The organism is Psychrobacter sp. NG254 (assembly GCF_015277735.1).
Taxonomy (GTDB): Bacteria; Pseudomonadota; Gammaproteobacteria; order Pseudomonadales; family Moraxellaceae; genus Psychrobacter.
In genome coordinates this window covers 114,982-140,088 of the sequence record NZ_JADHDA010000004.1, presented here as the reverse complement: position 1 = coordinate 140,088, position 25,107 = coordinate 114,982, and the positions used below count along the sequence as shown (strand labels likewise).

The 25,107-nt window shown below is 43.5% G+C and carries 22 protein-coding genes and 1 pseudogene; 16 read left to right on the top strand and 7 right to left on the bottom strand.

From position 1 onward, the window contains the following. Positions 1–330 precede the first annotated feature (330 nt). The 7 genes and pseudogenes from IP510_RS13845 to IP510_RS08070 form a co-directional block, all read left to right on the top strand. Positions 331–489, top strand: a pseudogene (locus IP510_RS13845) (excalibur calcium-binding domain-containing protein); the annotation flags it as partial. A gap of 196 nt (positions 490–685) precedes the next feature. Further along, entirely contained in the window at positions 686–1,105 is a 420-nt protein-coding gene (locus tag IP510_RS08095; protein WP_194364281.1) for an RNA-binding S4 domain-containing protein, read from the top strand. 221 nt (positions 1,106–1,326) lie between these two features. After that, entirely contained in the window at positions 1,327–1,824 is a 498-nt protein-coding gene (locus IP510_RS08090; RefSeq protein ID WP_194364280.1) for a low molecular weight protein-tyrosine-phosphatase, read from the top strand. Between the two features lie 162 nt (positions 1,825–1,986). Beyond that, positions 1,987–3,135 (top strand): UDP-N-acetylmuramate dehydrogenase, encoded by a 1,149-nt coding sequence (gene murB / locus IP510_RS08085; RefSeq protein ID WP_194364279.1) that lies wholly within the window; start codon positions 1,987–1,989, stop codon positions 3,133–3,135. Further along, a complete protein-coding gene (locus tag IP510_RS08080; protein ID WP_194364278.1) occupies positions 3,125–3,898 on the top strand; it encodes a YdcF family protein in 774 nt (257 codons plus the stop codon). Before murB ends, IP510_RS08080 begins: the two co-directional genes overlap by 11 nt. A 72-nt stretch (positions 3,899–3,970) precedes the next feature. Further along, on the top strand, positions 3,971–4,288 hold the full coding sequence (ccoS, locus tag IP510_RS08075; RefSeq protein WP_194364277.1) for a cbb3-type cytochrome oxidase assembly protein CcoS: 318 nt from the start codon (positions 3,971–3,973) through the stop codon (positions 4,286–4,288). A gap of 139 nt (positions 4,289–4,427) precedes the next feature. Beyond that, complete coding sequence (locus tag IP510_RS08070) at positions 4,428–5,324, top strand: sulfite exporter TauE/SafE family protein (protein ID WP_194364276.1); 897 nt, start codon at positions 4,428–4,430, stop codon at positions 5,322–5,324. A gap of 120 nt (positions 5,325–5,444) precedes the next feature. Here the strand turns inward: IP510_RS08070 and IP510_RS08065 are convergent, their stop codons facing one another. Next, the gene (locus IP510_RS08065; RefSeq protein ID WP_194364275.1) at positions 5,445–6,599 is read right to left on the bottom strand and encodes a DEAD/DEAH box helicase; all 1,155 of its coding nucleotides are present in this window, start codon (positions 6,597–6,599) and stop codon (positions 5,445–5,447) included. A 471-nt stretch (positions 6,600–7,070) separates the two neighbouring features. Beyond that, entirely contained in the window at positions 7,071–7,286 is a 216-nt protein-coding gene (locus tag IP510_RS08060; RefSeq protein ID WP_194364274.1) for a cold-shock protein, read from the bottom strand. A gap of 549 nt (positions 7,287–7,835) precedes the next feature. Here IP510_RS08060 and aroQ point away from each other — a divergent pair. Both aroQ and IP510_RS08050 read left to right on the top strand, forming a co-directional pair. Continuing rightward, positions 7,836–8,372: a type II 3-dehydroquinate dehydratase gene (aroQ, locus tag IP510_RS08055; RefSeq protein WP_194364273.1), complete on the top strand. Its 537-nt coding sequence runs from the start codon at positions 7,836–7,838 to the stop codon at positions 8,370–8,372. Between the two features lie 165 nt (positions 8,373–8,537). Further along, positions 8,538–9,842 (top strand): ABC1 kinase family protein, encoded by a 1,305-nt coding sequence (locus IP510_RS08050; protein WP_194364272.1) that lies wholly within the window; start codon positions 8,538–8,540, stop codon positions 9,840–9,842. Positions 9,843–9,869: 27 nt separating this feature from the next. Here the strand turns inward: IP510_RS08050 and IP510_RS08045 are convergent, their stop codons facing one another. After that, positions 9,870–10,700, bottom strand: a complete 831-nt coding sequence (locus tag IP510_RS08045) for an ion transporter (RefSeq protein ID WP_194364271.1) — start codon at positions 10,698–10,700, stop codon at positions 9,870–9,872. A 320-nt stretch (positions 10,701–11,020) separates the two neighbouring features. Between IP510_RS08045 and IP510_RS08040 the strand changes: the two genes are divergently transcribed. The 3 genes from IP510_RS08040 (at position 11,021) to feoB (ending at position 14,319) form a co-directional block, all read left to right on the top strand. Further along, a complete protein-coding gene (locus IP510_RS08040) occupies positions 11,021–11,770 on the top strand; it encodes a YebC/PmpR family DNA-binding transcriptional regulator (protein WP_194364270.1) in 750 nt (249 codons plus the stop codon). 200 nt (positions 11,771–11,970) lie between these two features. Continuing rightward, positions 11,971–12,309 (top strand): FeoA family protein, encoded by a 339-nt coding sequence (locus IP510_RS08035; RefSeq protein WP_194364269.1) that lies wholly within the window; start codon positions 11,971–11,973, stop codon positions 12,307–12,309. Positions 12,310–12,399: 90 nt separating this feature from the next. Beyond that, positions 12,400–14,319: a ferrous iron transport protein B gene (gene feoB / locus IP510_RS08030; protein ID WP_227669592.1), complete on the top strand. Its 1,920-nt coding sequence runs from the start codon at positions 12,400–12,402 to the stop codon at positions 14,317–14,319. Between the two features lie 283 nt (positions 14,320–14,602). On the opposite strand, the gene IP510_RS08025 is transcribed toward feoB, so the two are convergent. Both IP510_RS08025 and ftsY read right to left on the bottom strand, forming a co-directional pair. After that, entirely contained in the window at positions 14,603–15,169 is a 567-nt protein-coding gene (locus IP510_RS08025; protein WP_194364267.1) for a methylated-DNA--[protein]-cysteine S-methyltransferase, read from the bottom strand. Between the two features lie 54 nt (positions 15,170–15,223). Next, complete coding sequence (gene ftsY, locus IP510_RS08020) at positions 15,224–16,135, bottom strand: signal recognition particle-docking protein FtsY (RefSeq protein ID WP_320159125.1); 912 nt, start codon at positions 16,133–16,135, stop codon at positions 15,224–15,226. Between the two features lie 923 nt (positions 16,136–17,058). Between ftsY and IP510_RS08015 the strand changes: the two genes are divergently transcribed. From IP510_RS08015 to IP510_RS08005, 3 genes are all read left to right on the top strand, one after another. Beyond that, a complete protein-coding gene (locus IP510_RS08015; protein ID WP_194364266.1) occupies positions 17,059–17,211 on the top strand; it encodes a hypothetical protein in 153 nt (50 codons plus the stop codon). A 58-nt stretch (positions 17,212–17,269) separates the two neighbouring features. Beyond that, positions 17,270–18,772: a M16 family metallopeptidase gene (locus IP510_RS08010; RefSeq protein WP_227669589.1), complete on the top strand. Its 1,503-nt coding sequence runs from the start codon at positions 17,270–17,272 to the stop codon at positions 18,770–18,772. Positions 18,773–18,839: 67 nt separating this feature from the next. Continuing rightward, on the top strand, positions 18,840–20,420 hold the full coding sequence (locus tag IP510_RS08005) for a M16 family metallopeptidase (RefSeq protein ID WP_194364265.1): 1,581 nt from the start codon (positions 18,840–18,842) through the stop codon (positions 20,418–20,420). A 191-nt stretch (positions 20,421–20,611) separates the two neighbouring features. Here the strand turns inward: IP510_RS08005 and IP510_RS08000 are convergent, their stop codons facing one another. Together IP510_RS08000 and IP510_RS07995 are read right to left on the bottom strand one after the other, a co-directional pair. Next, a complete protein-coding gene (locus tag IP510_RS08000; protein WP_194364264.1) occupies positions 20,612–21,193 on the bottom strand; it encodes a hypothetical protein in 582 nt (193 codons plus the stop codon). Between the two features lie 431 nt (positions 21,194–21,624). Continuing rightward, positions 21,625–22,584, bottom strand: a complete 960-nt coding sequence (locus tag IP510_RS07995) for a D-Ala-D-Ala carboxypeptidase family metallohydrolase (RefSeq protein WP_194364263.1) — start codon at positions 22,582–22,584, stop codon at positions 21,625–21,627. 299 nt (positions 22,585–22,883) lie between these two features. On the opposite strand from IP510_RS07995, the gene rodA reads away from it, so the two are divergent. Beyond that, positions 22,884–24,026 (top strand): rod shape-determining protein RodA, encoded by a 1,143-nt coding sequence (rodA, locus tag IP510_RS07990; protein ID WP_194364262.1) that lies wholly within the window; start codon positions 22,884–22,886, stop codon positions 24,024–24,026. Positions 24,027–25,107 lie beyond the last annotated feature (1,081 nt).

Genomic DNA, 25,107 nt, shown 5'->3' with positions numbered 1-25,107 from the left:
AGCATGTGAATAAAAACGCACTTAAAGTATCGTACGCGCTGGCAGTTTCTCGATTGATTGAAACTGCCAGCGTCAGATTAATCGTGATTATGAGCTAGTAGGTATGGCACAGTGATAAATAAAATATTAGTGATAATAACCTTACTGATTTTCGTGCTGATAGGTTATAGATTGCTTCAACCCAAACATACGATCAAGCAACCTGCAACCAATGCAGCAGCAAATGTTGTCACCCAACCTGCTCTTACCGCTACTGATATTGATGACATACCGCTTACCTACGTGGATGTAGACCCCTCTTCAGAGTCCACTATATCTCCTGTTCTGAATACCCAGCCAGCAGCTTCAGCGTTTTCATGTGACGGTAGACAACACTGCTCTCAAATGACATCCTGTGCAGAGGCCACTTATTTCATTAATAATTGCCCGAGTACAAAAATGGATGGCAATAACGATGGTATACCTTGTGAGCAGCAGTGGTGTCACTGATATAACCCCCTTAAAAGACAGATGAGGTATTACAAACGAAAGCCATTGCTAACGCTGTTGCTCATTCATTCACGTCAGCACTGTCCCTCATGTCATAGTCATAGTCATAGTCATAGTCATAGTCATAAAATCTATTTGCAAATATCAAATTTGCCCTAATATTAGTTAGTATAAAAACAAATACAGAGTGGCACTTATGAAGAACAATACTGACAACTCTCAAGGGTTGGTCAAAATCCGTCTCGATAAATGGCTGTGGGCCGCACGTTTTTATCGTACACGTACCCTTGCCAAGCAAGCGATCGAAAGTGGCCGAGTACACTATGCCGGTAGCCGCGTAAAGACCAGTAAGGAGATCTCAGTCGGAGATGAGCTTACCATTCGTCAAGGTTCAGCCACTGCCATGACGGAAAAAACCGTCACCGTTGAGGCCCTAACGGCACAGCGCGGCAATGCTGCTGCCGCCGAGGTCTTGTATTCAGAAACCAAAGAAAGTGAGACACGACGTGCTTACTATGCTGAACAGCGCAAACTTGCTAACCTCGCTCGTCCGGATAATAAGCCCAATAAGAAAGAGCGTCGTGATTTGCATCGCTTTAAAAGCAACCAAGAATAATATAGCCCTATCCTTGGTTGCTATTTCATTACATGATATTGCTATGCATAATACTGCGTCAAAACCATGACAAGTGACGCTATTGTTTAATCTCTATCCTTGCCATTCAAGACATTAGGCGTTACGCTAGCAGCTGATTCAATCGATTGCATGCTAATAAAAGCCGCGCTAACACTGTGAGCTTCTTATGGCATGTTTTTTTTGTTATAGAAGGTCACATTATGTTGATGAAATCCTGTACGCCCTCTTCTGTACTATTGGTTTGTTTAGGTAATATCTGTCGTTCTCCAACGGCCGAAGAGGTTTTTCGCCAGCAAGCGGCGATTGCCGGATTGTCAATCAAGATAGACTCAGCGGGCACCAGTGATGTGCACGTCGGTGATGCACCTGACAAGCGTTCACAGCGCCATGCAAAGTCACACGGCTATAAGATTAATAAGCTCATCGCCCGCCAGATAAATGCCAATGACTTTCAAAAATTTGATTTGATTTTGGCCATGGATGCGCAAAATTTGGCTGATCTACAAGCCATCAAAGATGGCATCACAGATACAGAAAACACTTTGGCAAAGCTCGCCTTATTCAGCGAAGAAGACCCTACCTATGGCGGTAATGATGTGCCAGATCCTTATAAAGGCGATGGTGATGATTTTGAAGAAGTGATTGAGCGCATCGAATCCAGTGCACAAGCTTGGATAGAAAGTTGGAAATATTGCTAAGATAGGTTATAGACATGCCCTGATTTTAAGGATGAGGACATGATTTTTAAGAATTAGGACATACCTTATCGATAAGAGCTATATTTTTACGACTTCTACGCGCTGTATCCTTTATAATAAATGTGATGTAATTTGTTATCTATTTGCCACATAGGCTATATTATGACCCAAGCTGCACCTCTTGATCTGAGTACTCAACCATTGACTGCAACTGGTTCTTCGATAGATCTACTAGCCAGCAGTTCAAGTGATCTGTCACAGGCCAATACCATGGCATTAGCCTGTCTCGCTGACACAGTTGTCACATTGACGGATGAGGCACAGCTTGACGATTTTATGACAACGTATGCTGAAGGTGCAGCACGTAAGCGCCCACTATTTGTGTTATCTGGTGGTAGCAATGTTCTCTTGCCAGCAGAACTAAACGCCATAGTATTGCAGCCAAAAATGCGCGGTATTGATATCGTTGCTCAAACGGATGATTACGTCGATATCGAGGTCATGGCAGGTGAAAACTGGCATGATTTGGTGGTACATACCGTCAATCAAGGGTGGTACGGGTTAGAAAACCTTGCGCTGATACCGGGTCTCACTGGTGCCGCACCGGTACAAAACATCGGTGCTTATGGAGTACAGCTAGAGGATTGCCTACAATACGTACGTGCATATCATCTACCCACCCAGACTTGGCACCACTTATCAGCGAGCGACTGTGCATTTGGCTATCGTGACAGTATCTTTAAGCGTACACCAAACACTTGGCTAATCAGCCGTGTGGGGTTCAGACTGCATACTGATCCAACCAATATTTTAGCCAGTTATGGTGATGTTCAAACCATAGCGCAGCGCTACGCTGATCAGCAAGGACGCAAGCTGCCCACCCCGCATGATGTGATGCAAGCGATTATAGATATTCGTCAACAGAAACTGCCTGACCCTAAGCAATTGCCCAATTGTGGCAGTTTTTTTCAGAATCCTATTATTGCTCAGGAGCAGTTTATGGCGCTGCAAGCCATTTATCCTACGATCGTTGGCTATCCAATGCCTGATGCGATGACGAAAGTGGCTGCAGGCTGGCTCATTGAGCAGGCAGGATTAAAAGGTGGCGGCGTTGCCCCTATTGTCACTCACCAGCAGCAAGCCCTAGTGTTAACCAATCATACCCCTTATCAAGCCACTCAAGAAGATGTCGCGATAGCGCAGCATTACATCGCTGACACGGTATATATAAAATTTGCGATTCAGTTATCGCGTGAGCCTGTATGGGTAAACGCTGATGGCTCGACTGGGTCTGCTGAGCATGTGGTTTAAACCATCATGGTCCAAACGTTTGTGGCGAAGCTATTTGCGTTCAGCTGAACGCTTAATAAAGCTATTTCGCATCATCAACGTCACCTTTATATTAGGCTCGACGTCTGTTATTTTAATGCTGATAAGCCTATTCACACCGCTGTTCTCACAAGCGGTCGTTTATGTATTGATGCTATTACCACTGCCCGCCATGCCTTCTGTCGCCACAAGCTCACCGCCTACCGCTTACGTCGTGCTAGGTGGCGGACTGACCAATGACAATAATAATCAGATCATTCTCAATCGCTATAGTCTCAACCGTGCTCGTACCGCAGCGGGTGCTTATCATGACCTGCCTCTACCCATTGTATTGAGTGGCGCTGAAGCCCCTTGGCTTGGACAATGGCTGATAGAGCATGGTATTGATGGACTGATCAGTGAAAACGCCAGCATGAACACCTGTGAAAATGCCCGTTTTACTGCCAAACGCATCCCACTACATCATGTCTACCTCATTACTGACAGCTACCATATGGCACGTGCTCGCAGACAGTTTGCGTTAAATGGTATCAACAGCACGCCTCTTAGTGCGCCTTTGCCTGTACGACGCGACTGGATGAAACCTGCACAAAACCTGAGTCATTCACGCCGTGCTGTTTATGAGATTGCCGCTTATCTACGGGATGTGATACGTCCGCAGATGAACTGTCGCCATGCCAATGACGTAACGGCGCAGCAGCTGCTCACTCCTAGAGGTAATGCGACAAAAACACCAAGTGAATAACGATTGACCTGAACTAAGTCATTTGACGTAATGATGGGTGTATAATAAGAGATTGCTACTAAAGAGATCGCTATGCTTAGTATATTTTTATTAATCCCATTGAGTCTTATGTTGTTTGTGGTTGCGATTTGGGCAGTACGCTACGCCGTCAAATCCAACCAGTTTGAAGACCTGGATAATGCCTCACAGCGTATTATCTTAGAGGATCGTCAAGAGCGTCGTCAAACCATGCAAGCGCATGAGCGTCCCGTATCAAGTGTATCACCTCATGACGTCCTGCTTGATGATGACCTCTATGATGACAGTGCTAATAATAGTGGGCATGCCAATACCGTGAAGGATGCAGACACTATCAGCCATTCTGACATAGATAAAAATGCCAAACGCTAAGCCGTGCTTATTAGGCTTAAAGCGCTAAAGACTACCGATAGCCAAAAAAGATGGTGCTATAAATATAGGCACATTGACTAACATTTTTTAATAATGATATTGATAGTTTTGCTTTTCACCATTTGTAGGAGATGCATTCATGACCACAGCTTTACTCGTTGCGGCATTATTCATGGGATTTTTTGGGTCACCGCATTGCTTAGGTATGTGTGGCGGGCTGGTGACAGCGTTTGGACTGTCTATGAAAGATGTCAGCCCCACTAAACGCCGCGCACTGGTTGCCACCTATCACATTGGACGCTTAACGAGTTATGCCACGTTGGGTTTGGTTGCAGGATTGATTGGTATTACTGTATTAGAGCCATTGATGCGCGGCAATAGTATGCCGCGCATCTTATTGGGACTGGTACTAGTATTTGTGGGTGTTACCATGCTTGGCGCGCCGTTTTTGACCAAGCTTGAGCGTTTTGGGATGCGCTTTTGGCAGTATCTTAGTCCACTACGTCAAAAGGTATTTCCGCTCAATACGTTTCCAAGAGCATTGACCGCTGGCCTGCTGTGGGGGTTTTTACCTTGTGGACTGGTTTATGGTGCCCTGCTGATTGCCGTGGTCGCTCATAATCCGCTGAGCGGTGCCGCATTGATGCTCGTTTTCGGTTTAGGAACTGTACCGATGCTAGTCGCCACACATGAGACAGTTGGTTGGTTGCGTGACAAGATTGGCCGTTTTCGCTTGAGACAGCTTAACGGTGCTGTCATGGTAATATCTGGGTTGGCAGTTGCTATCGTGCCCATCATGATGGCAGGTATGCATGGCGGGCATGATATGGCTGCCATGGATCATAGTAGTCATACTGCAATGATGTTGGATGCTGACATGGCAGAGAATCATGATATGAGCGCCATGCATCATGAAGGTCATGACATGGGGTCAGAGATGACGATGGATGAGGATATGGAGCATAGCATGCATGACATGAGTACCATGCCCGCTCATGCAGAAAACGAACAAGAACCAACAGCGCACGCACATTGAATAGTGACGAAGTAATCCAGATCAGTACTTAGCTGACAAGGTGTATAAAAGCCATAACAAAAGAGCCTGTAAAACATAATTGTTTTACAGGCTCTTTTTATTGTAAGGGTCAATATAGTACTATGGCTGCCACTGCTCTAATGCAAACTTAGTGTCCAAGTGCTTTTCTAATGCGGGTACATTAAAGGCATCATCCTCACTCACAAAACTGATGCTAATCCCTGTCTGGCCTGCGCGTCCCGTACGGCCGATACGATGTACATAATCGTCTGGCTGATCAGGCAGCGTATAATTGACCACATGGCTAATATCATCCACATGAATACCGCGTCCTGCGACATCTGTCGCGACCAAAATAGAAGCATGACCATCCTTAAAACGCTGTAAGTATTTCTCACGTTTTTGCTGGATCACATCACCTGATAACATGACAATGTTATGCGCTTGGCGCAGCTTGTGATACAAGCGCTTTACTTGATCTTTGCGGTTGGCAAATACAATCACTTTTTCGACTGCTTTATCACTGATAATACGCTCTAACGCTTCTAACTTTTGATCTTCTGTCAGTAAGTAAAAATGCTGATCGACCAATTCACTGGTTTTATGTTCTGGCTCGATTTCGACAAACTGTGGTTCATGTAACCAGCGATAAGCCAAGTTCATCACGTCTTGATTAAAGGTAGCAGAGAACAGTAGGCTTTGACGATCTGTGTTGGCTGGCATCCGACCAACCAAGCGTTTTATATCAGGAATAAACCCCATATCAAGCATGCGATCTGCTTCATCTAATACCAACACTTCTACGCGGTCTAAATAGACCATGCCTTTGTTGGCAAGATCAATCAGACGACCAGGTGTCGCCACCAAAATATCGACATATTGACGTTCAAGCTCATGCTGCTGAGTCTCATAGTTGGTACCACCCATGATACAGACACTATGAAGCGAGGTATATTTGGTCAACGTAATACAGTCATCAAATATCTGTTGCGCCAGCTCGCGAGTTGGTGCCATGATCACGGCACGCGGCTCACCCAAATAACGCTCTTCATCATGAGCAAAAGGACGCTTGAGCAACGCTTCCATGATGGTTATCAAGAACGTTGCGGTCTTACCCGTTCCAGTTTGCGCTTGTCCAATCGCATCTTGATGGGCCAATGTATGGGGTAATATTTTTGCTTGAATAGGCGTCAATGCAGTAAAGCCCAAATCACTCACTGCGCGTAAGGTCGCATCCGTAAGCGGCAGATCCGTAAACGTCGTAAAATTACTCAAAAAAATATCCTTTTAAATTAATTGCTTGTATTTTATTCATTCTAAACACGCTTTATATTCTCATGCATATTAAGGTCTGTTGAACCGTAACGGTCATGGTATCAAATCTACAAATATCGCGGCGTCACTTTAAAAGCGATACGATACTACTGATATCGATGTGTTGCCGTCTTTGATATGTCCCAACTTTGATATGTCCTAGCTTTAATATACTTCAGGCAAACATGCTATAAAATTTATAACCAGAGCATATATCTATTGGTCTCTCGACTTTATTGCAAACCGACTACCGTCTTTCTAATTGCGGATAGACATAAGACCGACAAACATAAAAAAAGCCAAGCCCAAATCTGACCCTACCAAATATGCTGCCTTTTTCTCAGCATAGGTAAGACAAGATGGGCTTGACTTAGTAGTATATCAGTAGTTCGTACAGACATTATCACTAAACCGCGCTAATGCCTGAATAGATTACTCTTCTGTCTTTCTGACTTCTTCAGCTTGTAGGCCTTTATCGCCTTCTACCACACTGAATTCAACCTTTTCACCATCTTTTAGAGAGCGATAGCCATCACCCTGAATCGCACGGAAATGGACAAAAATGTCTTCTCCGCTGTCACGTTGAATGAAACCAAAGCCTTTTGAATCATTAAACCACTTAACGGTACCTTGTTCACGAGCTGACATAATATTACTTCCTAAAAAAGTTCGCTTAGTCCCAAATTCCTTTGCAACATTGCATATAAACGGGATCTAAGATTGTGAAATCAAAAACTTAACAGTCTGACGTTTATTACTCATGCTTATATTAAACATCAGTAACAAACTTGCAATATATATTGCATAAAAAATATCATAGCACGGGTTTTTAGCAACATAAAGACTTTTAACATGCTTTTTGCCGCCTAGGTGAATTTTTCGTGTAATTTTTTTATACCGCAGCCTGCGAGCTGTTATGATAAAGCGCTGAGATAAATCACTTGCTGCTATTTAGCAAAGAAATACATCATCTGATTAAAAAGAGAAAAGTCAGCTGAAATGATAGATTCATAGACGAAGGCTTTGTGATACTAGGTCGTGTTATCAATTAAGAGATCTTTATCTTAGACGCCTGTATTTTTTAATATGCTTGTATTTTCTAAAATAGAGTACCTAGTATATAGTCACTAACGTATCGACTTTGTTTTGAATCCACCATGCATGCCCTCTTAACCAATTATAATTACCGAGACCATTATGACGCCATCTACCCCCGCTAACGAAGTAGAAAAGCCAACTGACCAACGTACTGAGCAGGCGCTTACCCATAAATTACTGTTGGTGAATGGGGTTAATCTAAACTTACTGGGTAAGCGTGAGCCTGAAATTTATGGTTATATGACGCTCGCAGACATCGAAAACAGATTGATCCAGCGTGCAGCCGAACACGGTATCGAGCTGATGTGTATACAGTCTAATCACGAGGGTAATCTGGTGGATGAGATACAGCATCATGGCTTATTGGCAGAAAAGCCTGCCCAAGTGGATGCGATTATTATTAATCCTGCCGCATTTACGCATACTTCTGTCGCCTTACGCGATGCCCTACTGGCCACGCAAAAACCCTTTATAGAAGTGCATTTATCCAATGTCCATGCACGTGAGTCTTTTCGACAGCACTCTTATCTAAGTGATATTGCCGTTGGTGTTATTTGCGGTTTGGGGCATATGGGGTATCAGATGGCACTAGACTACTGGTTGAGCAACACCTACTCGATCGATTTGGATCATTAATAGGAATCTGATGATAGGTTTTGACAGCTCATTGACTTTAGGCAGAACACAGCAACGTTATGATTCAGAAAAATCAGGCTGCTATCACACAGTAGTCAAACAGTAATTTTATACTGAAAATAATAGAATTGTGACTGAAAAACAAACCACTATATGGTGACATGAATGGCAAAATCTTCTGGAAAGCGCTTTATGAAACTTGCTGGCATGACAGCGAGCATTGCCGGAAAAGCCGCTAAAAACTCATTTAAGCATCTCTCAAGTGATGAAGAAAAACGGATACAAGCTCGTTCAGACTTGATGCAAGATGTGGGTATTCAGATTGCTGAGACCTTAGGTGAGATGAAAGGCGCGGTGATGAAAGTGGGACAAATTGCCTCACAGTATAAAGACGTGTTCCCTCCTGAAGTGGCCACTGCTTTAGAGAAACTGCAAAAAGATGCCCCGCCGATGCCCTATGCGCAGATACGAGCACAAGTCGAACGGGAGCTCAAAGCCCCTATAGCAGAACTGTTCCTTGAGTTTGAACAGACCCCATTTGCTGCCGCCTCAATCGGGCAAGTGCATAAAGCGACGCTACCCTCTGGACAAAAAGTGGTGGTCAAAGTTCAGTATCCCGATGTCGATGAAAACTGTGACAGTGACCTCAAACAAGTACGCATGGCACTTAAAATCGCAGGCGTGCTCAATATGAGTAAGCAGCTGCAAGAGCAGTTGTTTAATGAGATTCGTCAGAGCCTGCATGACGAGCTGGACTATGTCAAAGAAGCGCATAATTTGCGCGTATTCGGCGCCTTTCATGCAGAAGACGAAGGTCTCATCATTCCTAAAGTAATCAGCAGTCATTCCTCTAGGCGTATTTTGACCTTGACCGAAGAGATGGGCGATACGTTGACAGTGGCTGCGACATGGGACAATGACACCAAGCAAAAGATAGCTGAGCGTTTGTTTCATTTTACCGCTGGGCAATTATTTGGCTTGTACCGTATGCACTGTGACCCACATCCAGGCAATTTTGCTTTTCGCCATGACGGTAGCGTCGTGGCTTACGATTTTGGGGGTATTCGAAGTTATAGCCATAGCGAAGTACAGTTGTTTCGCCGCTTTGCCAAGCATGCTATCAAAGGTGATGTCACGGCGCTCGAGCAAGATCTTGTGGCATTAGACGTTCGACGTCAAGATGACAAAAACATCCCAGGTGAGTTTTATGAGAAGTGGCTATCCATTGGCTTAAAGCCTTTGTCTATCAGTCCGTATCAAGAAGGGGCGTTTGATTTTGGTAGTAGTCAGGTACATCATGAAGCCATTACCCAAATGCGTACCTCATTAAAATACTTTGGACAGTTTCAACCCTCTGCCATGACCATGATGCTGGACCGTACTGTATCAGGTCAGTACTGGAATCTGGTCAATTTAGGCGTTGAGATTGATTTGTCTGCACTGGTTCATGAGTACACTGAGGCATCATAAAAGACATGTTTAGAATGAGGACACACCTTAGATATGCAGCGCGTGTCCACAACGATCACAAAAATCTGCGCCTAGCGCGTGACCGAATTTGCCGCAGTTTGGACAGGTAACCGGATTGAGCTGAGGACGCATATTACGAGCCAGCTCAGAGGTAAAGATACCCGTCGGAACCGCGATAATCGAATAACCGGTGATCATGACCATGGTTGCAATGGCTTGTCCCAGTGGCGTTTTAGGTGACATATCACCATAACCAACCGTGGTCATCGTAACAACGGCCCAATAGATAGACAATGGAATACTGGTAAAACCGTTTTCAGGGCCTTCTACCACGTAGATAATTGACCCAAAGATGGTGACCAATAAAACCAAGGATAAGAAAAATACGGTGATTTTTTGCTGACTGGTCTTAAGCGCTGAAGCCAAAAACCCTGCTTGTTGCATGTAAGCTTTGAGCTTGAGCACTCGGAACACGCGCAAAATACGTAAGACACGTATCACGAGTAGATACTGTACACCCACAAACATCAGACTCAAATAGCTTGGCAACACGGACAATAAATCTACGACGCCAAAAAAGCTAAAGATATAGCGTAAGCGGTTGGGTGCTGAAAACAATCTGAGCGCATATTCAATCGTGAATAAGATGGTAAAAAACCATTCTGCATAAAAAAACAGCACGCCATATTGCAAACGCATATAGAGCACACTGTCTAGCATAACAACAGCCACACTGGCTGCAATCGCAATCAGCAACACAATATCAAACAGCTTACCCAATCGGGTATCAGTACCTTCAATGATGATATGCGTGCGGTTACGCAGATGTGTAATGGCTTCAGCAGTTGATTGCTTCATAGGATCAGTAACTTTATAAACTCAATGACTTGATGACAGTCAGTGACTTAAAATAGGATGAATAAGGGCAAGTTGGTGAAAACAGTCAAAACTGGTTTATAATATTGCTCACTTGTCGTAGCGAAGACAATCTATAAGTTGCCACAGTGTAACAAAAAAGCACTCTGAACAACATACAAATCGTCAACGCATGAGTAGCGCTATTACCTCAAAATGACAAAGTAATGATACTATAAAGACAAGTAATCACAGACCTAAGGGTGTTCTTGATCACCCCTTTTTATACATAATAATTGATACCTAGAACTTAAGGATGTTATATGGCAGGCCATTCAAAATGGGCAAATATCAAACACCGCAAAGCCCGTCAGGATGCAGTAAAAGGTAAGGTATTTACCAAAATTATCCGTGAAATCGTTTCTGCTGCCAAGCAAGGTGATCCTGATCCCGACAAAAACCCACGCTTACGTGCTGTCATTGAAAAAGCCCTATCAGTCAATATGACGCGCGACACGATCAATCGTGCTGTCGACCGTGGTACAGGCGGCGGTGATAATGAAAATATGGAAGAAGTCAGCTACGAAGGCTATGGAGTTGGCGGTGTGGCGGTACTGGTCGAAACCATGACTGACAACCTCAATCGTACGGTCAGTGAAGTGCGTCACGCTTTTACCAAATGCGATGGCAATCTCGGTACGTCAGGCTCGGTTGCTTATTTATTTACTAAGCGCGGTGAGATCTCCTTTAATGATATCAACTTAGAAGATGAAGTCATGCTAGTCGCACTAGATGCGGGCGCCGTTGATATTGAAAATGACGGCGAAAGCTTGCTCGTTATCACTGAATGGGAAAGTTTTGGTCAAGTCCAAGATGCTCTCAATGCTGCAGGTCTCATCTCTGACAATGCTGAAGTTACGATGTCACCATCTACCACAGCTGAGATCGACAATGTCGATGATGCCGAAAAAGTCCTAAAGATGATTGATATGTTAGAAGATGCTGATGATGTGCAAGAAGTTTATACTAACGTTAACTTCTCTGCTGAAGTCATGGCTCAGCTTGAGGGTTAGCTAAAACAGCTTCCCATATCAAGGGCTCTAGATATCGTACGATAAAACCAGACAGTTGCTTATTGCTTACTTACTGTCTGGTTTTTTTATCATACAAATAACACTTTATACCGATTGTTTTTCTTATAGACGAGGCATATAATCACACAAAAATCGTAATGGTTATCATTTGCACGAATGCAAATAACTAAGGACTCTCTATGAGTGTGACAATTACACCTTCTTATCCTACCTCAACTCACTCTCCTACTCTTTCAGATCAAAACCTATTACCTTTGTGCTCATTATTAGACCTCAATAAACGTCAACCTGCCATGATTGAAGATATTGTCTCCAATAAACGGTTTGGCGAGATAGATGGTGCTATCAGCCAAAGACTAAAGGACTTAGGATTCTTGCCCAATACGTTGATTCATATTGTTGCCAAAGGACTCTTTGGTAAGCCGCCTTATGCTGTCCAGCTGAGTACAGGTGCTCAGTTTAGCTTACGCGCTGATGAGCTGATTAAAATTAGATGCCGAGTGATATCGTCAGTATAAGGATAAGCGATAGTCTTGCACTGATTGCTCGATACTGACCTGCTTTATCCAACCTCCCCATATAAATCTTCAGAAGTGATGCATAAGCCTATGTCCTCTTCATTATCCTTTTCAATACCAATCGATCAAGTAAAAGAGCGTACAACGCCTATCACGTTGGCGTTAGTTGGTGCACCCAACTGCGGTAAAACGGCGACCTTTAACGTACTGACAGGCTCCAAAGCCAAAGTCGCCAACTATTCTGGCGTCACCGTTGATAAGCGCAGTGCTGCGCTGCTTGGTCACGATAATGTCAGCATTTTAGACTTGCCCGGCACCTATAGCTTAAAGACCGCCAGCTTAGATGAAGAGGTCACTCGCAAAGTCCTATTTGGTCAAATGCCTGGTGAATCTATCCCTGATGGCATCATCTTTGTGGCAGATGCGACCAACCTACGCATGTCCTTAAGAATGCTGCTTGAGCTAAAACACTTAGGCTTACCAATCATTGTCGCACTCAATTTGAGTGATGTGGCGCATAGTCGCGGGCTAGTAGTAGAAGCATCAGTATTGTCAGAGGAGCTCGGTGTACCCTTTGCCAAGACTGTTGCTATCAAGCGTAAGGGCTGTGATCAGCTACTAACCTTGGCTGACGAGCTGATTGATTATATTGGTAATAATGATAAACCCATTCATTTCTTTGGTGGTGATAGCGACACGCATATCATGTATCAACAAGCGGATGATATTTTGAGCCGAGCGGTCACGAGTGCACAACGCTTGCCAAAGTGGCATGAACGTTTAGATCAGCTGACATTACACCCTGTCATAGGGGTTGTTATTTTGTTGACGATTCTTTTTGTCATCTTTCAGGCAGTCTATGCATGGGCTGCACCTTTGATGGATGGTATTGAATGGCTGGTTGGTAGCGTAGGCATACTGCTGATGCAATGGCTACCAGATGGTATCTTACAGAGTCTTATCGTAGATGGTATCGTGGCTGGTGTGGGTAGCGTCATTGTATTCATACCTCAAATCACGCTGCTGTTTTTGTTCTTATTAATATTAGAAGACTCAGGATATCTACCGCGTGCGGCGTTTTTGTTAGATAACTTACTCGCAAAAGTGGGACTTTCTGGACGCTCATTTATTCCACTGCTCTCAGGGTTTGCTTGCGCTGTACCAGCTGTGATGTCAACTCGTACGATTCCAAGCCATAAAGAACGCTTAATGGCGATTGCCGTCCTACCCATGTTGACTTGCTCGGCTCGTCTACCGATTTATGCGCTCATCATTGCAGCAGTCATACCTAGCCAAACGGTGCTCGGTGTATTCAATCTGCAGGGCATCACTTTATTTACATTGTATGTGGTTGGCACTTGCTCAGCGGCATTTGTCTCATGGTTATTCAAATGCTTTCATAATGCCAAATCAGAATCATCTGCTTTTCCTTTGTTGATGGAGCTGCCTACTTATCGCATGCCTAATGTTAAGCATATCGCTGGTGAGCTTTGGGATAAGGTAAATGCCTTCTTAAGAAGAGCAGGTACGGTTATTTTCACTTTGTCCGTGGTGCTATGGGCATTGGTTACCTTTCCATCTGCACCTGCTAATGGGACTGGCCCTGCTATTGATTATAGCTTTGCTGGCATGCTTGGGCATTTGATTGAGCCTATTTTTGCCCCTATTGGTTTTACGTGGCAGATGTGTATTTCTTTGATTCCAGGACTGGCCGCTAGAGAAGTCGTCGTAGCAGCGCTGGGTACAGTCTACGCGGTGGGTAGCGTTGGTGATGAAGCTGTCAATCAAACACTTATCCCTATTATTCACGCCCAATGGGGTCTGGCCACTGCATTCTCATTCTTGGCGTTTTATGTGTATGCCCCCATGTGTTTGGCCACTCTCGCTGTGATTCGCCGTGAGACCAAGTCTTTTAAGCAGACCTTTGCCATTACGGCCTATCTATTTGTCTTGGCTTATTTAATGGCTTGGGTTGTTTACCGAATCACTGGAAGTATTTTTGGATTTTAAGAAACTCACAAAGGAGTCAACAATGAATACAGCGGTAGAATACCTCATCGTTTTTATGATCGTAGCGGCCTGTTTTTACTACGTATGGACAAAGATTATATTCAAGAAATCAGCAGGGTGCTCGGGCTGCAAAAAATGCAAGTAGCAATCAGTAGACAAAACCCTTAGCTATAGTAACAACCTACAATACTGTGACTTATTCTCATATAAAAAAACGCCAAACCCTGATATGGGTTTGGCATTTTTTATAGGCTCAATCATCAATAGACAGCGTTGACATGCTCTAACAGTCTACCCCTTCTAAGCCTAACAAGAATCTCTTTTTATCCAATCCGCCGGTATAACCACCAAGCGTGCCATCGCTCGCAATGACTCGGTGACACGGAACAATGATACTAAAAGGGTTTTTGCCATTGGCCTGCGCAACCGCGCGAAACCCTTTTGGACTGTCCACACGCTTTGCTAATGTGGCATAGCTAATCGTTTCGCCATAGTTGATGTCTTGCAATGCTTGCCATACTCTTTGCTGGAAATCAGTGCCCATAGAAAAATCTAGAGGCAAATCCAACGTCTTACGTTTACCATCAGCATAATCTTTGAGCTGGAAAATGGCTTCTATTAATAATGCTTGAGTAGCATCATTCATGCCTAGGCTATTACTGTCTATAAAGGTAAAGTCTTGATCTACTAGACCATAATACTTTTTAAGTTTAGGCACAGATTTTGAGCTATGCCATGAGTTACCTGCCAGCAGCCAATTGGCTTCAACGAGCATAGGGTGACCATGCTCGTTGACACGGGCGATTAGCGTTAATCGATGTGATCCGAAGGCTGCTGTGGTAACTATCATGGCTTCTACTTCCAAATTATCTTAAAAATGATTTACTAGCTGAAACTGGCTATCTTATTCTTTATCATCGGTCTCAAATAAGGCGGCGACAAACTGCTTCGGACTAAAAGAACGTAAGTCATCAATCGATTCACCCACACCAATATAGCGAATAGGCACGTCAGTCGTTTCAGCGATATTAAATACCACACCACCTTTAGCCGTACCGTCTAGCTTCGTAATAGTAATACCTGTCAGCGGCACAACCTTATTAAACAGCTCAACTTGATTAATAGCATTTTGACCCGTGCCAGCATCCAGTACAATCATACCTTCATGCGGCGCGCTCGGATCGGCTTTTCGCATCACACGGACGACTTTCTCTAACTCTGCCATCAGATGTGTCTTGTTTTGCAGACGTCCAGCGGTATCGGCGATGAGTACATCAATGTTTTTTGCTTTGGCAGACTGCATCGCATCAAAAATGACTGAAGCACTGTCAGAGCCATGACCTTGCGCCACCACTGGGATATGATTGCGCTCACCCCAGATCTGTAGCTGCTCGGTAGCTGCCGCACGGAACGTATCGCCTGCTGCCAGCATGACTGATTTGCCCTCGCCTTGTAAGCGTTTGGCAAGCTTGCCGATGGTTGTGGTTTTGCCCACACCATTGACGCCTACGACTAATATAACAAATGGTTTTTTGCTGGTATCAATCACTAAAGGTGCAACTTTTGGTGTGAGGATATCAACCAGCTCACTTTGCAATGCTTTATATAGTGAGTGTGCATAAATCAAATCACCACGGGCGGTCTGCTCGGTGAGGCTCTTGATAATACGATTTGTCGCGTTGACACCAATATCAGCCACCAATAGCTGATCTTCGACTTCTTCTAATAGCTCGTCATCGATCTCTTTACCACCGATAAGAATGCTGACCATACCTTCGGCTAAGTTCTTACGTGACTTACTCAGCCCCGTCTTCATGCGATTAAACCAGCTGCCCTTCTTTTTATTTTCTTGAGTCTCTTGTGACTCTACTGCCGGCTCTTTTGGAGTAGCCGTTTGTGCATCATTACTCGCAACTGGACTCACGCTTGGTGTATCCCCTAATTGCGCTTGCAGTGGCATGGTCGGCGCAGTATTGGCTTTGCTCGTAGCGTCTGCTTCTTTGGCGTTTGAGAAACTTTCGGAGTTACCTTTAGGTACGTTATGTTCTTCTGTCATGACAATCGGCGTCGCCAAAGCAATATTTTCTGCTGCATCATTGCTTGAGACGTCTTGATTTACCGTACTGTCCTTTTGCGGCGCGACACTCTCAGCATCATCAATGATGGGCACAGATTGCACCGGTAGACTGGGTAAGGTAATATCGTCGTCATCTAAGTCGTCAAGACCATCATCCAAGTTGATGACCACACGATTGCTATTATTTTGGTTATTCATAAGTTTGCCCTAAAAATTATCACTATCAATTATTTGTTTATTATCAGTGGATTTGTAGATTGTCATGAGTTTTCCGGTGACATGACAATTCGTTTTAGCCCATTTTAGCATAATTCAAGTCGTGCTCAGCCCCTACCATTATAGACTAGGGCGCGTCCTCATTTTAAAAATGGTGATAAAAATGAGATAAATTGCAGTCAAACAAGGAAAATAGCGCAGATAATATCGAGATATTAGCCAGCTATTTGACGCCGCTTGGCAAAATTTAGCCATTTTTAATCCATTTAGATGACCATCGGTTGAATTGAGGACATGCCTTAGCATCAAAATTTGTCCGCTCAAAAAATTTCTAAACGATTTGAGAAAGTCTTGCTTAAGGTTTGGACACAAAAATCTGACCCGCAATAGACTGAACTTAACTTAATCTATGAAGCTATATTTATAAAAATTATTAGGAATCACCCATGAAAGTATTATCAAGCCATAGCAAAAGACTTACCGCGATTAGTATGCCTATGCTACTAACAGCGATTGTTCTGTTTACAACCGGTTGCAGTACCACGCAAGAGTTTAGACCGACCGCTAGTGTCTTGGTTGGCGCGCAAACCTCTTTGTAATACCTTTTATTGCTATCGTCAATATTTTCAGTCATTGTTTATATAAGCAGACCATACCATGTCATTGTCCTTACCACTCTATGCTACTCCCTTACGCATTGCCTATGCCTTAGCATTAGCCACCACTCTTAGCGCCTGTCAGACCACGACGACCACGAAACAGTCTCATTCTGCTATGGCAGCTAAAAGCACAGTGGTAGAGGCATCGACTAAAAATATTTTGGATGAACACAGCACAAGCGCAGAGGCTCAGCCATCAGCATTGGCAATGGATATGTCGGGTCGACATGAATATCAGTTAGAAAATGGTCTAAAAATCGTCATAAAAGAAGATCACCGTGCCCCAGTCGCCATGACCCAGATCTGGTATCGGGTAGGTTCAGCAGATGAGCCACTTGATAAAGGGGGCATATCTCACTTGCTCGAGCATATGATGTTCAAGGGTACGACGAATGTATCAAGCGATGATTATGAGCGGCTTATTGCTAAATTTGGCGGAGTAAACAACGCGTTTACCAGTTATGACTATACTGGTTACTACGAGCTATTCCCAGCCAATCGAATGCCTCTAGCACTAGAGCTTGAGGCAGATCGCATGAAAAACCTTATCTTTAATGATAAAGAATTTGCCAAAGAACACCAAGTCGTTATGGAGGAACGTCGTCAACGTACAGACGATAACCCTCTCGCCAAAGCCTATGAGTCATTTCGATTACTCGCACTGCCTAACAGTCCAAAAGGCGAGTCTGTCATCGGACCTATGAACGAGCTGCAATCCATCACGCTGCCAGACTTAAAGGACTGGTACAAAACATGGTATGCGCCAAACAATGCCACCTTGGTGATCGTAGGTGATGTACAACCTGAAGAAGTATTAACTCAAGTCAAACGTTACTTCGGTGAGCTTGCGCCAAGCAACCTACCCAAACGTGCCGCTGTCAGTCAAAAAGGCTTTCGCGGTTATCAAAAAGTAGACTCGGAACAAGCGGTACAGGTGCCTGTTTTACTTATGGGTTACAACGTACCGAGCCTTATCACGGCGGGAGCCAATGATACGAAACAAGCGTATGCCCTGTCGTTGGCGCAAGACGTACTCGATGGTGGGCTAGCTGCACGCTTAGAGAGTCGCCTGATACGTGAGCAAGGCCTACTAACGACCGTTGGTACTTCTTATGACTTGCTTGATCGTGGCGATGGGCTGTTTTTGATTCAAGCAACACCGCGAGAAGGTGTCAGCTTAGAACAAGCACAACAAGCCATCACGTTAGAGATAGAGAAACTTAAAACAGATCCTATTGCCGCAGACGAAATCAGCCGTGCGAAAACCAACGCGGTCACGGGTCTGGTCTATGCGCAAGACAGCATGGAAGGACAAGCCCGCATGATTGGCTCATTACAATCTATCGGTCTAGATGATAGGCTACTTGCGACGCTACCGACCAAACTCGATGATATCAGTGTGGCTGACATTCAATCCGCTAGCAAAAAATACTTGGTTAAAGATAACTTGACGGTGATGCATATCGTGCCGCCCAAAGAAAACACAGCAAAAGTAAAATAGCTGTCATCTATTATCAGACGTCTAATAAAAATGACGATAAAACCGCATTCTCAATAAGAAGAAAATCATGACTCAGAATCAATATGGTGTGCAAACAAGATCAGCCGCTTCAAATGTTGCCCGACTGACCCAAAAAAACAGCACCATCTCCTTTAAAAAGTTATCTGTCCTTAGTACTGGTGTCTTTTTTGCCTTGAGTTTATCTATGAATACGGCTCAAGCAGACATTGCTAGCGCTGAAGACGCTCGTGCGCCTTCCATCGTCGATACGAGTGCGCCCATTGCTGCCCTAGCTACACTGACCAGCATTGATGATAGCAAGCCTTTAAAAGTCACGGTGCCAAACATTCAATCCTTTAAAACCAAGGCTGGCGTCACCGTACTTTTTGTACAGACCACGGCGCTGCCGATTGTTGATATTGATCTGCGCTTTAATGCTGGTAGCGCGCGCGACGATAGCATTAGAAAAGACGGTTTTGGTATTGCCAATATGACCGCGACCATGCTTGAACAAGGCTCAAAGAGCCTAGATGAAAATGCATTCACTCGTGCCGTTGAAACATTAGGCATCAACCTAAGCAGTAACGCGTACAAAGACATGTTTATCGTCTCCCTACGCAGTCTGTCTGATGACAAACATCTATTACCTGCTATTGATTTAATGACCCAAATGGTGAATGAACCTGCATTCAACAATGAGGTGCTAGCCCGTAATAAAGCAAGGTTACTGGTCGGCTTACAGCAGCAAAAACAAGACCCTAACAGCCTTGCCAGCATTGCTTTTGACAATGCTTTATATGGCAGCCATCCTTATGCGCATCCATCCGTCGGCACACTAGAGAGCATCCCTACTATTGAGCAGCAACACCTGATAGATTTTAAGAATCGCTATTTGGTTGCAGCCAATGCTTCACTCTCTATGACTGGTAATCTGACATTGCAGCAAGCGAAAAAAATGGCTGAAGACATCACTGATCAACTGCCTGCGGGTCAAATAGCTGCCAAATTACCTGAGCCTGCACCATTAACCCAAGCAAAACATATCCATATCCCATTTCCAAGCACTCAGACTACCGTACTGATGGGACAATTGGGCAGTCAGCGAGCGACTGACCCAATCGCTCAGCAGCAGCAGACCAACTTTGCAGTGGGTAATGAAGTGATGGCAGGTAGTGACTTCAATGCTCGATTAATGACTGAAATTAGACAGAACTTGGGATATACCTATGGGATTTCAGGTTCAATGAGCCCGATGTTGGCGCGAGGCCCTTATCAAATTGGGTTCTCGACACGCAATGATAAAGCGCGCGCGGCCATCGATGCCAGCTTAGACGTCATCGATAAAACGTTAGCAACTGGTATCACCAAAGATGAGATGCGCCTGACGACAGACAATCTTAAAAATAGCTTTCCGATGGGGTTTTCGAGTAATGCAGGAATCAATGGGCTACTGGCAATGATGAATTTTTATCAGCTGCCTAGCAGCTATCTGGCAGATTATACTGATCGTATCGATCAAGTCACGCTTACAGGGGTTAATAATACCCTGCGCAGTACGCTACAGCCTGATAATTTTTTGATTGTGACCGTGGGTCAAGAAGATCCTTGGACAAAAAAGACGTCGGCAAAAAATTCAAACAAACAATAAATCAATAATACAGGGTATCGTAAACCAACTCGATGCAGGATAAGTGTCAGTAAGTCATACTGTTCACAATATTGATGCTGACGCTGATCATCATTGGCACATTTGATACATTATGATATTTGTCAGTCATAGGCTATCAGGCGTTTTCAAGTCACTGTCTTTTAGTTGACCACTAAAGACAATGGCTACTATTATAAATACTGTTTATCAGATAACTTGATAGCAACATTATAGGTAAGTGATTCAGGCTTGTGCGTTGCACCGTTGTAGCTCAGTCGAACGACATGCTTATCATATGACGTTACCTGATAATTGCCATTGGCAAAATTATGCAGCGTCGGTACGATGAGCAATGTTTCTATTTGATTATTATCAACTTTGACAGAAAGCTCTTGACCCTCTTCTGGATATAAAAAATAATCACAGTAATCATTTACCATGACTTCAGAGATACGCTCAATCGTTTGACTTCTTTGCTCATCTTGTAGCAATTTTGGACAGACATCAGAGCGTTTTGAGGCCAAACGAGCATAAGAATTTTTGATGCTTTCTTCTATATTGGCAGAGCTCTGTATGTTTGCGTCTAAATGTTGAATGGAAGGGTCTGTGACTAGGGCACTGTTATCAGTAGATGCCTCTGAGCTACAGCCACTCATGAATAGCATAGACAAAAATGCCGCTCCTAGCAACGCACTGTTTATGGCATGTGAACGCGGCAGATGTCGGGGGATTTTATCTCGCTTGCTGTATCGGACCAAATGATAATTTTTCATAGATTTCGCTTACCATAAACGTGGACATATTCCTTTACGTACGTCAAGGATACAAAGGTAAAGAATGATCTTAGGATATTAAAGCACACTTTTATAATTCTAAACAAATTTTCAGTGAACTTGTGTGTTCAACTCTGTATTTTACCTTTTTTTTAACCATTATCAAGTAGGTAGGTATATTATATTCAAAATATGGCATTTATATGAATGCCTAATACTTAGCTGTTGCCACCTTGATTTTGATCAAATTATTTTCATTTACCAAGTATCTACTCGCTTGCTAAGCCACTGCCTACTTGCTACTTAGATTGATTGACGATAGTCGGTTCAATATAATTTAAATACAAGGAAGCCGGGTGAAAGTACTACAGATAGTAGACTAAGCGAGACTGACATCGTATCTAATTTATAGAGAATTGACGATAGTCGGTCTAGTAGCGGCAAGAAGAGCTACTACTGGCATGATTAAAACCCCATTTACGATAGCCGTCCGTGTCTAGATGAATGGCACCCGTCGCATATAGACCTAGGCCAAAATTATAAGGCTGTCCTTGATATTGCCAAAATTGACATAGACCGTCTTGCATCGTGCTCAGACGCCATGAGTTGTCTTCGTACTCTGGCACCCAAATATCTATCGCACTTGCATTCATATGTTTACTACTATCAGCGCCGCCTGCACACTGATTGAGTCCAGGACTGCGATATACTGAGCGTATCTCACTGCTCAGTGGCAAAATTCCTTGGTTTTTGAGTTCGCTATACAAGCGTAAAGTGGGTACAACATTCTGCCACAGCTCTTGCGGTGGTAACTGATATGGCTCGTAACCACACTTATCCCAACTGCGCGCAGTGCTCAATAATTGCTCCAGCGGTGGTACGTTCTGTGCCCCAATTCGTGATCCGAGATAACGCTGATATTCTGAGACTTGCTGAGCACGGTAGCTATTACTGTTGAGCCATGCGGTAAAGTTCATATCCATAGCATTGTTCTGAGTACGGTTATAGGTATTATTTGGCGTACTGTAGCTGCCATTATTACTATAGACCGTGTTATAAGTAGGTGTTCGTCTCACGACGTTGACACGCTTACTCTCTTCGATAGACAAACGAGCATCCAACTCAAAATCGCGCTGTTTTTGCACAATTAAGCTTTGCATACTATCGCCACTAGCAGTATTTGTGTCGCTCAGTGTAGTGGCCGCAGAGCGTGGATTTGAGGAGTTACTCGGTGAGCTAATATAAGCATTACTGCCTTGACGTATTTGAATACGGCGTTCAGTATGGTCACTGACGAGATCAGCATGAGCAGAGATACTGCTCGCGCACACAACGAATGTGATAATAGGCTGAGTGATGTACCTACGGGCATGGATTTTTGACTTTATCATTGCAAGAGACTACCGCTAAAAACGTTTTATCGATACTATCAAATTTTTATCAAGCAGGCTAAACTATCGCCTATAATCAGAGGCCTAATATTCGTAATTAACACTTATCCTCATTATGGTTATAATTATGTGACTTTATTACCTGAGCGTGAACCATCTGCTTATTTTATTGTCTGTGCACTTTTATTTGACTCATTGTAGCCTTCTAATTTCTGATGGTATTTGCATGATACGCTCATTGATACCGAATTTTCAGATCGCGCGCTTCTCTTACACCAACTGCCAGCCAAACTCTGCCTATGTCATCTAACCCGCAATATCGTTTTTCACGCCAAAGCCATCACTTAGGCCAAGGTCATGCGCCAACACTCTGGCAACGTATCCATATTGATCCATGGTTAACCCTACTCCTGCTGACCGTTTGTTGCATTGGTTTGACCATTTTATACAGTGCCGCTAGTCAAGATATTGGCATGGTCATACGTCAGATGGTCAGCTATGGTGTGGCATTTGTCGTTATGTTCATCATGGCACAGATACCGCCAAGCCTTTATCGTAGCTTTACGCCCATATTTTATGTGCTAGGACTTATCTTGTTGATATTGGTCGACATCATTGGTGAAGTGCGTATGGGGGCTCAGCGCTGGATCAATTTACCTGGATTCGGTAGCGTCCAACCCTCAGAATTTATGAAGCTTGGTATGCCAATGATGTGTGCTTGGTTTTTGTCAAAGCGTGATTTGCCGCCATCAGCCTCTAGTATCGCGATCACTTTGGCATTGATTGTCGTACCCGTATTATTGATTGCCAAAGAACCAGATCTTGGTACCTCATTACTGGTCGCTGCGAGCGGCATGTTCGTCTTATTTTTGGCAGGACTGTCTTGGCGTTTGATTTCTGCTGCTGTCATTTTAGCAATACCTTTTGTCGCTTTTGCATGGAATTTTTTATTGCATGACTATCAGCGTACGCGCGTTCTTACCCTACTCAACCCCGAAGCTGATATACAAGGTGCTGGGTGGAATATCATTCAGTCAAAAACTGCCATTGGATCAGGCGGATTAACGGGTAAAGGGTATTTGGAAGGCACACAGTCACATCTTCATTTTTTACCAGAAGGTCATACCGATTTTATTATTGCCGCTTTTTCCGAAGAGTTCGGTCTATTTGGCGTGATGCTTCTCATGTTTATTTATTCTTGTCTGCTGACACGTGCATTATATATTGCGATCACGCATCCTGATATTTATAGCAGATTATTGGCAGGCGCAATTTCTATGTCTTTCTTCGTTTACATCTTTGTCAATGTTGGGATGGTTGGTGGTATTTTGCCTGTGGTTGGTGTTCCATTACCGTTCATTAGCTATGGTGGTACTGCTATCGTGACGCTCATGGCAGGGTTTGGTTTGCTCATGTCTATTCACACCCATAAATCGGGCTGACCCTATATTAGGGCACATTATAAAGCCTCCCTGAGCAAGAACTTTGCTCCAATATTGTTCCTTATGTGCCCTAAAATAGCCTGTGAAAATTCTGAGTCAGAATAGAATTTGAACCACATTCATCTCATTCATATCTTGTTACTTTTAACAAATACTACATAATCTGCCTTACGCATCACTCTCATTGTAGTCACAAAGCTGACATAAGTAATTGTTATTTAATTGCTTATGTCTTAATTTTATCGAAGATAAACTACTTATCCTCTAGTGATTGTCAATCCTAGCTGAAATATTTTATTCCTTGTTTTTTACAAAAAATTGCGTTAACCTCTTTTAACTGTACATTGATACACAACCCGTACACAGTCACTAATAAACTTTGCACTTAATTATATTTTGGTTGTAGCTTGGCCGTATAGTTAGCATCTTGTAGATTTCACGCTTTCAAATTCACTACTTAATTAACGGTTTAATAACAAAGCATTACTTTAGACGATTAATTACATAGTGTAGATAGCGGGTTTATTGAATACTTGATAAATACAACATATTCAGTAAATCGTACAGTGACACTGGTACTCGATTTTTATTCTAAAGCAAAATATTAGATGAATGTCGCTAACGATCATTTGAGGGTATCACCAGTAATTTTGGCCGTTATGCCTATTGCTTGTGATAATAAAATGAACACTATCATAGATTGAAACCTATAGAGACCTTTGTATTAATCCCCAAAAAAATAAAAGATTAATATAAATGCTCTAAAGTCTGCGCCACTACTGGATTGATCCAATATTGTCACATTCTATCTGAAGTTTTAGCATTAGGTTTTGATGTATAAGTTATAGAGGTATTTATGAATAAGCGTTTATCTGGTTTACTTACAATGTCAGCAGTTTTGTTTGCTGGCTCTGCAGTTGTTACAAATGCAAACGCTGTAGAACCAAAAACCTCCCTTGCGATCATGTCGCAAGACAACGCTTCCCATATCGACCGTGTACTGGGTGAGCTTAGCCGTCAACATGACGGTGCATCTAGCTTGGTAAAATCAGCTCGTCAACCGACATCTCTTGCACTTAAT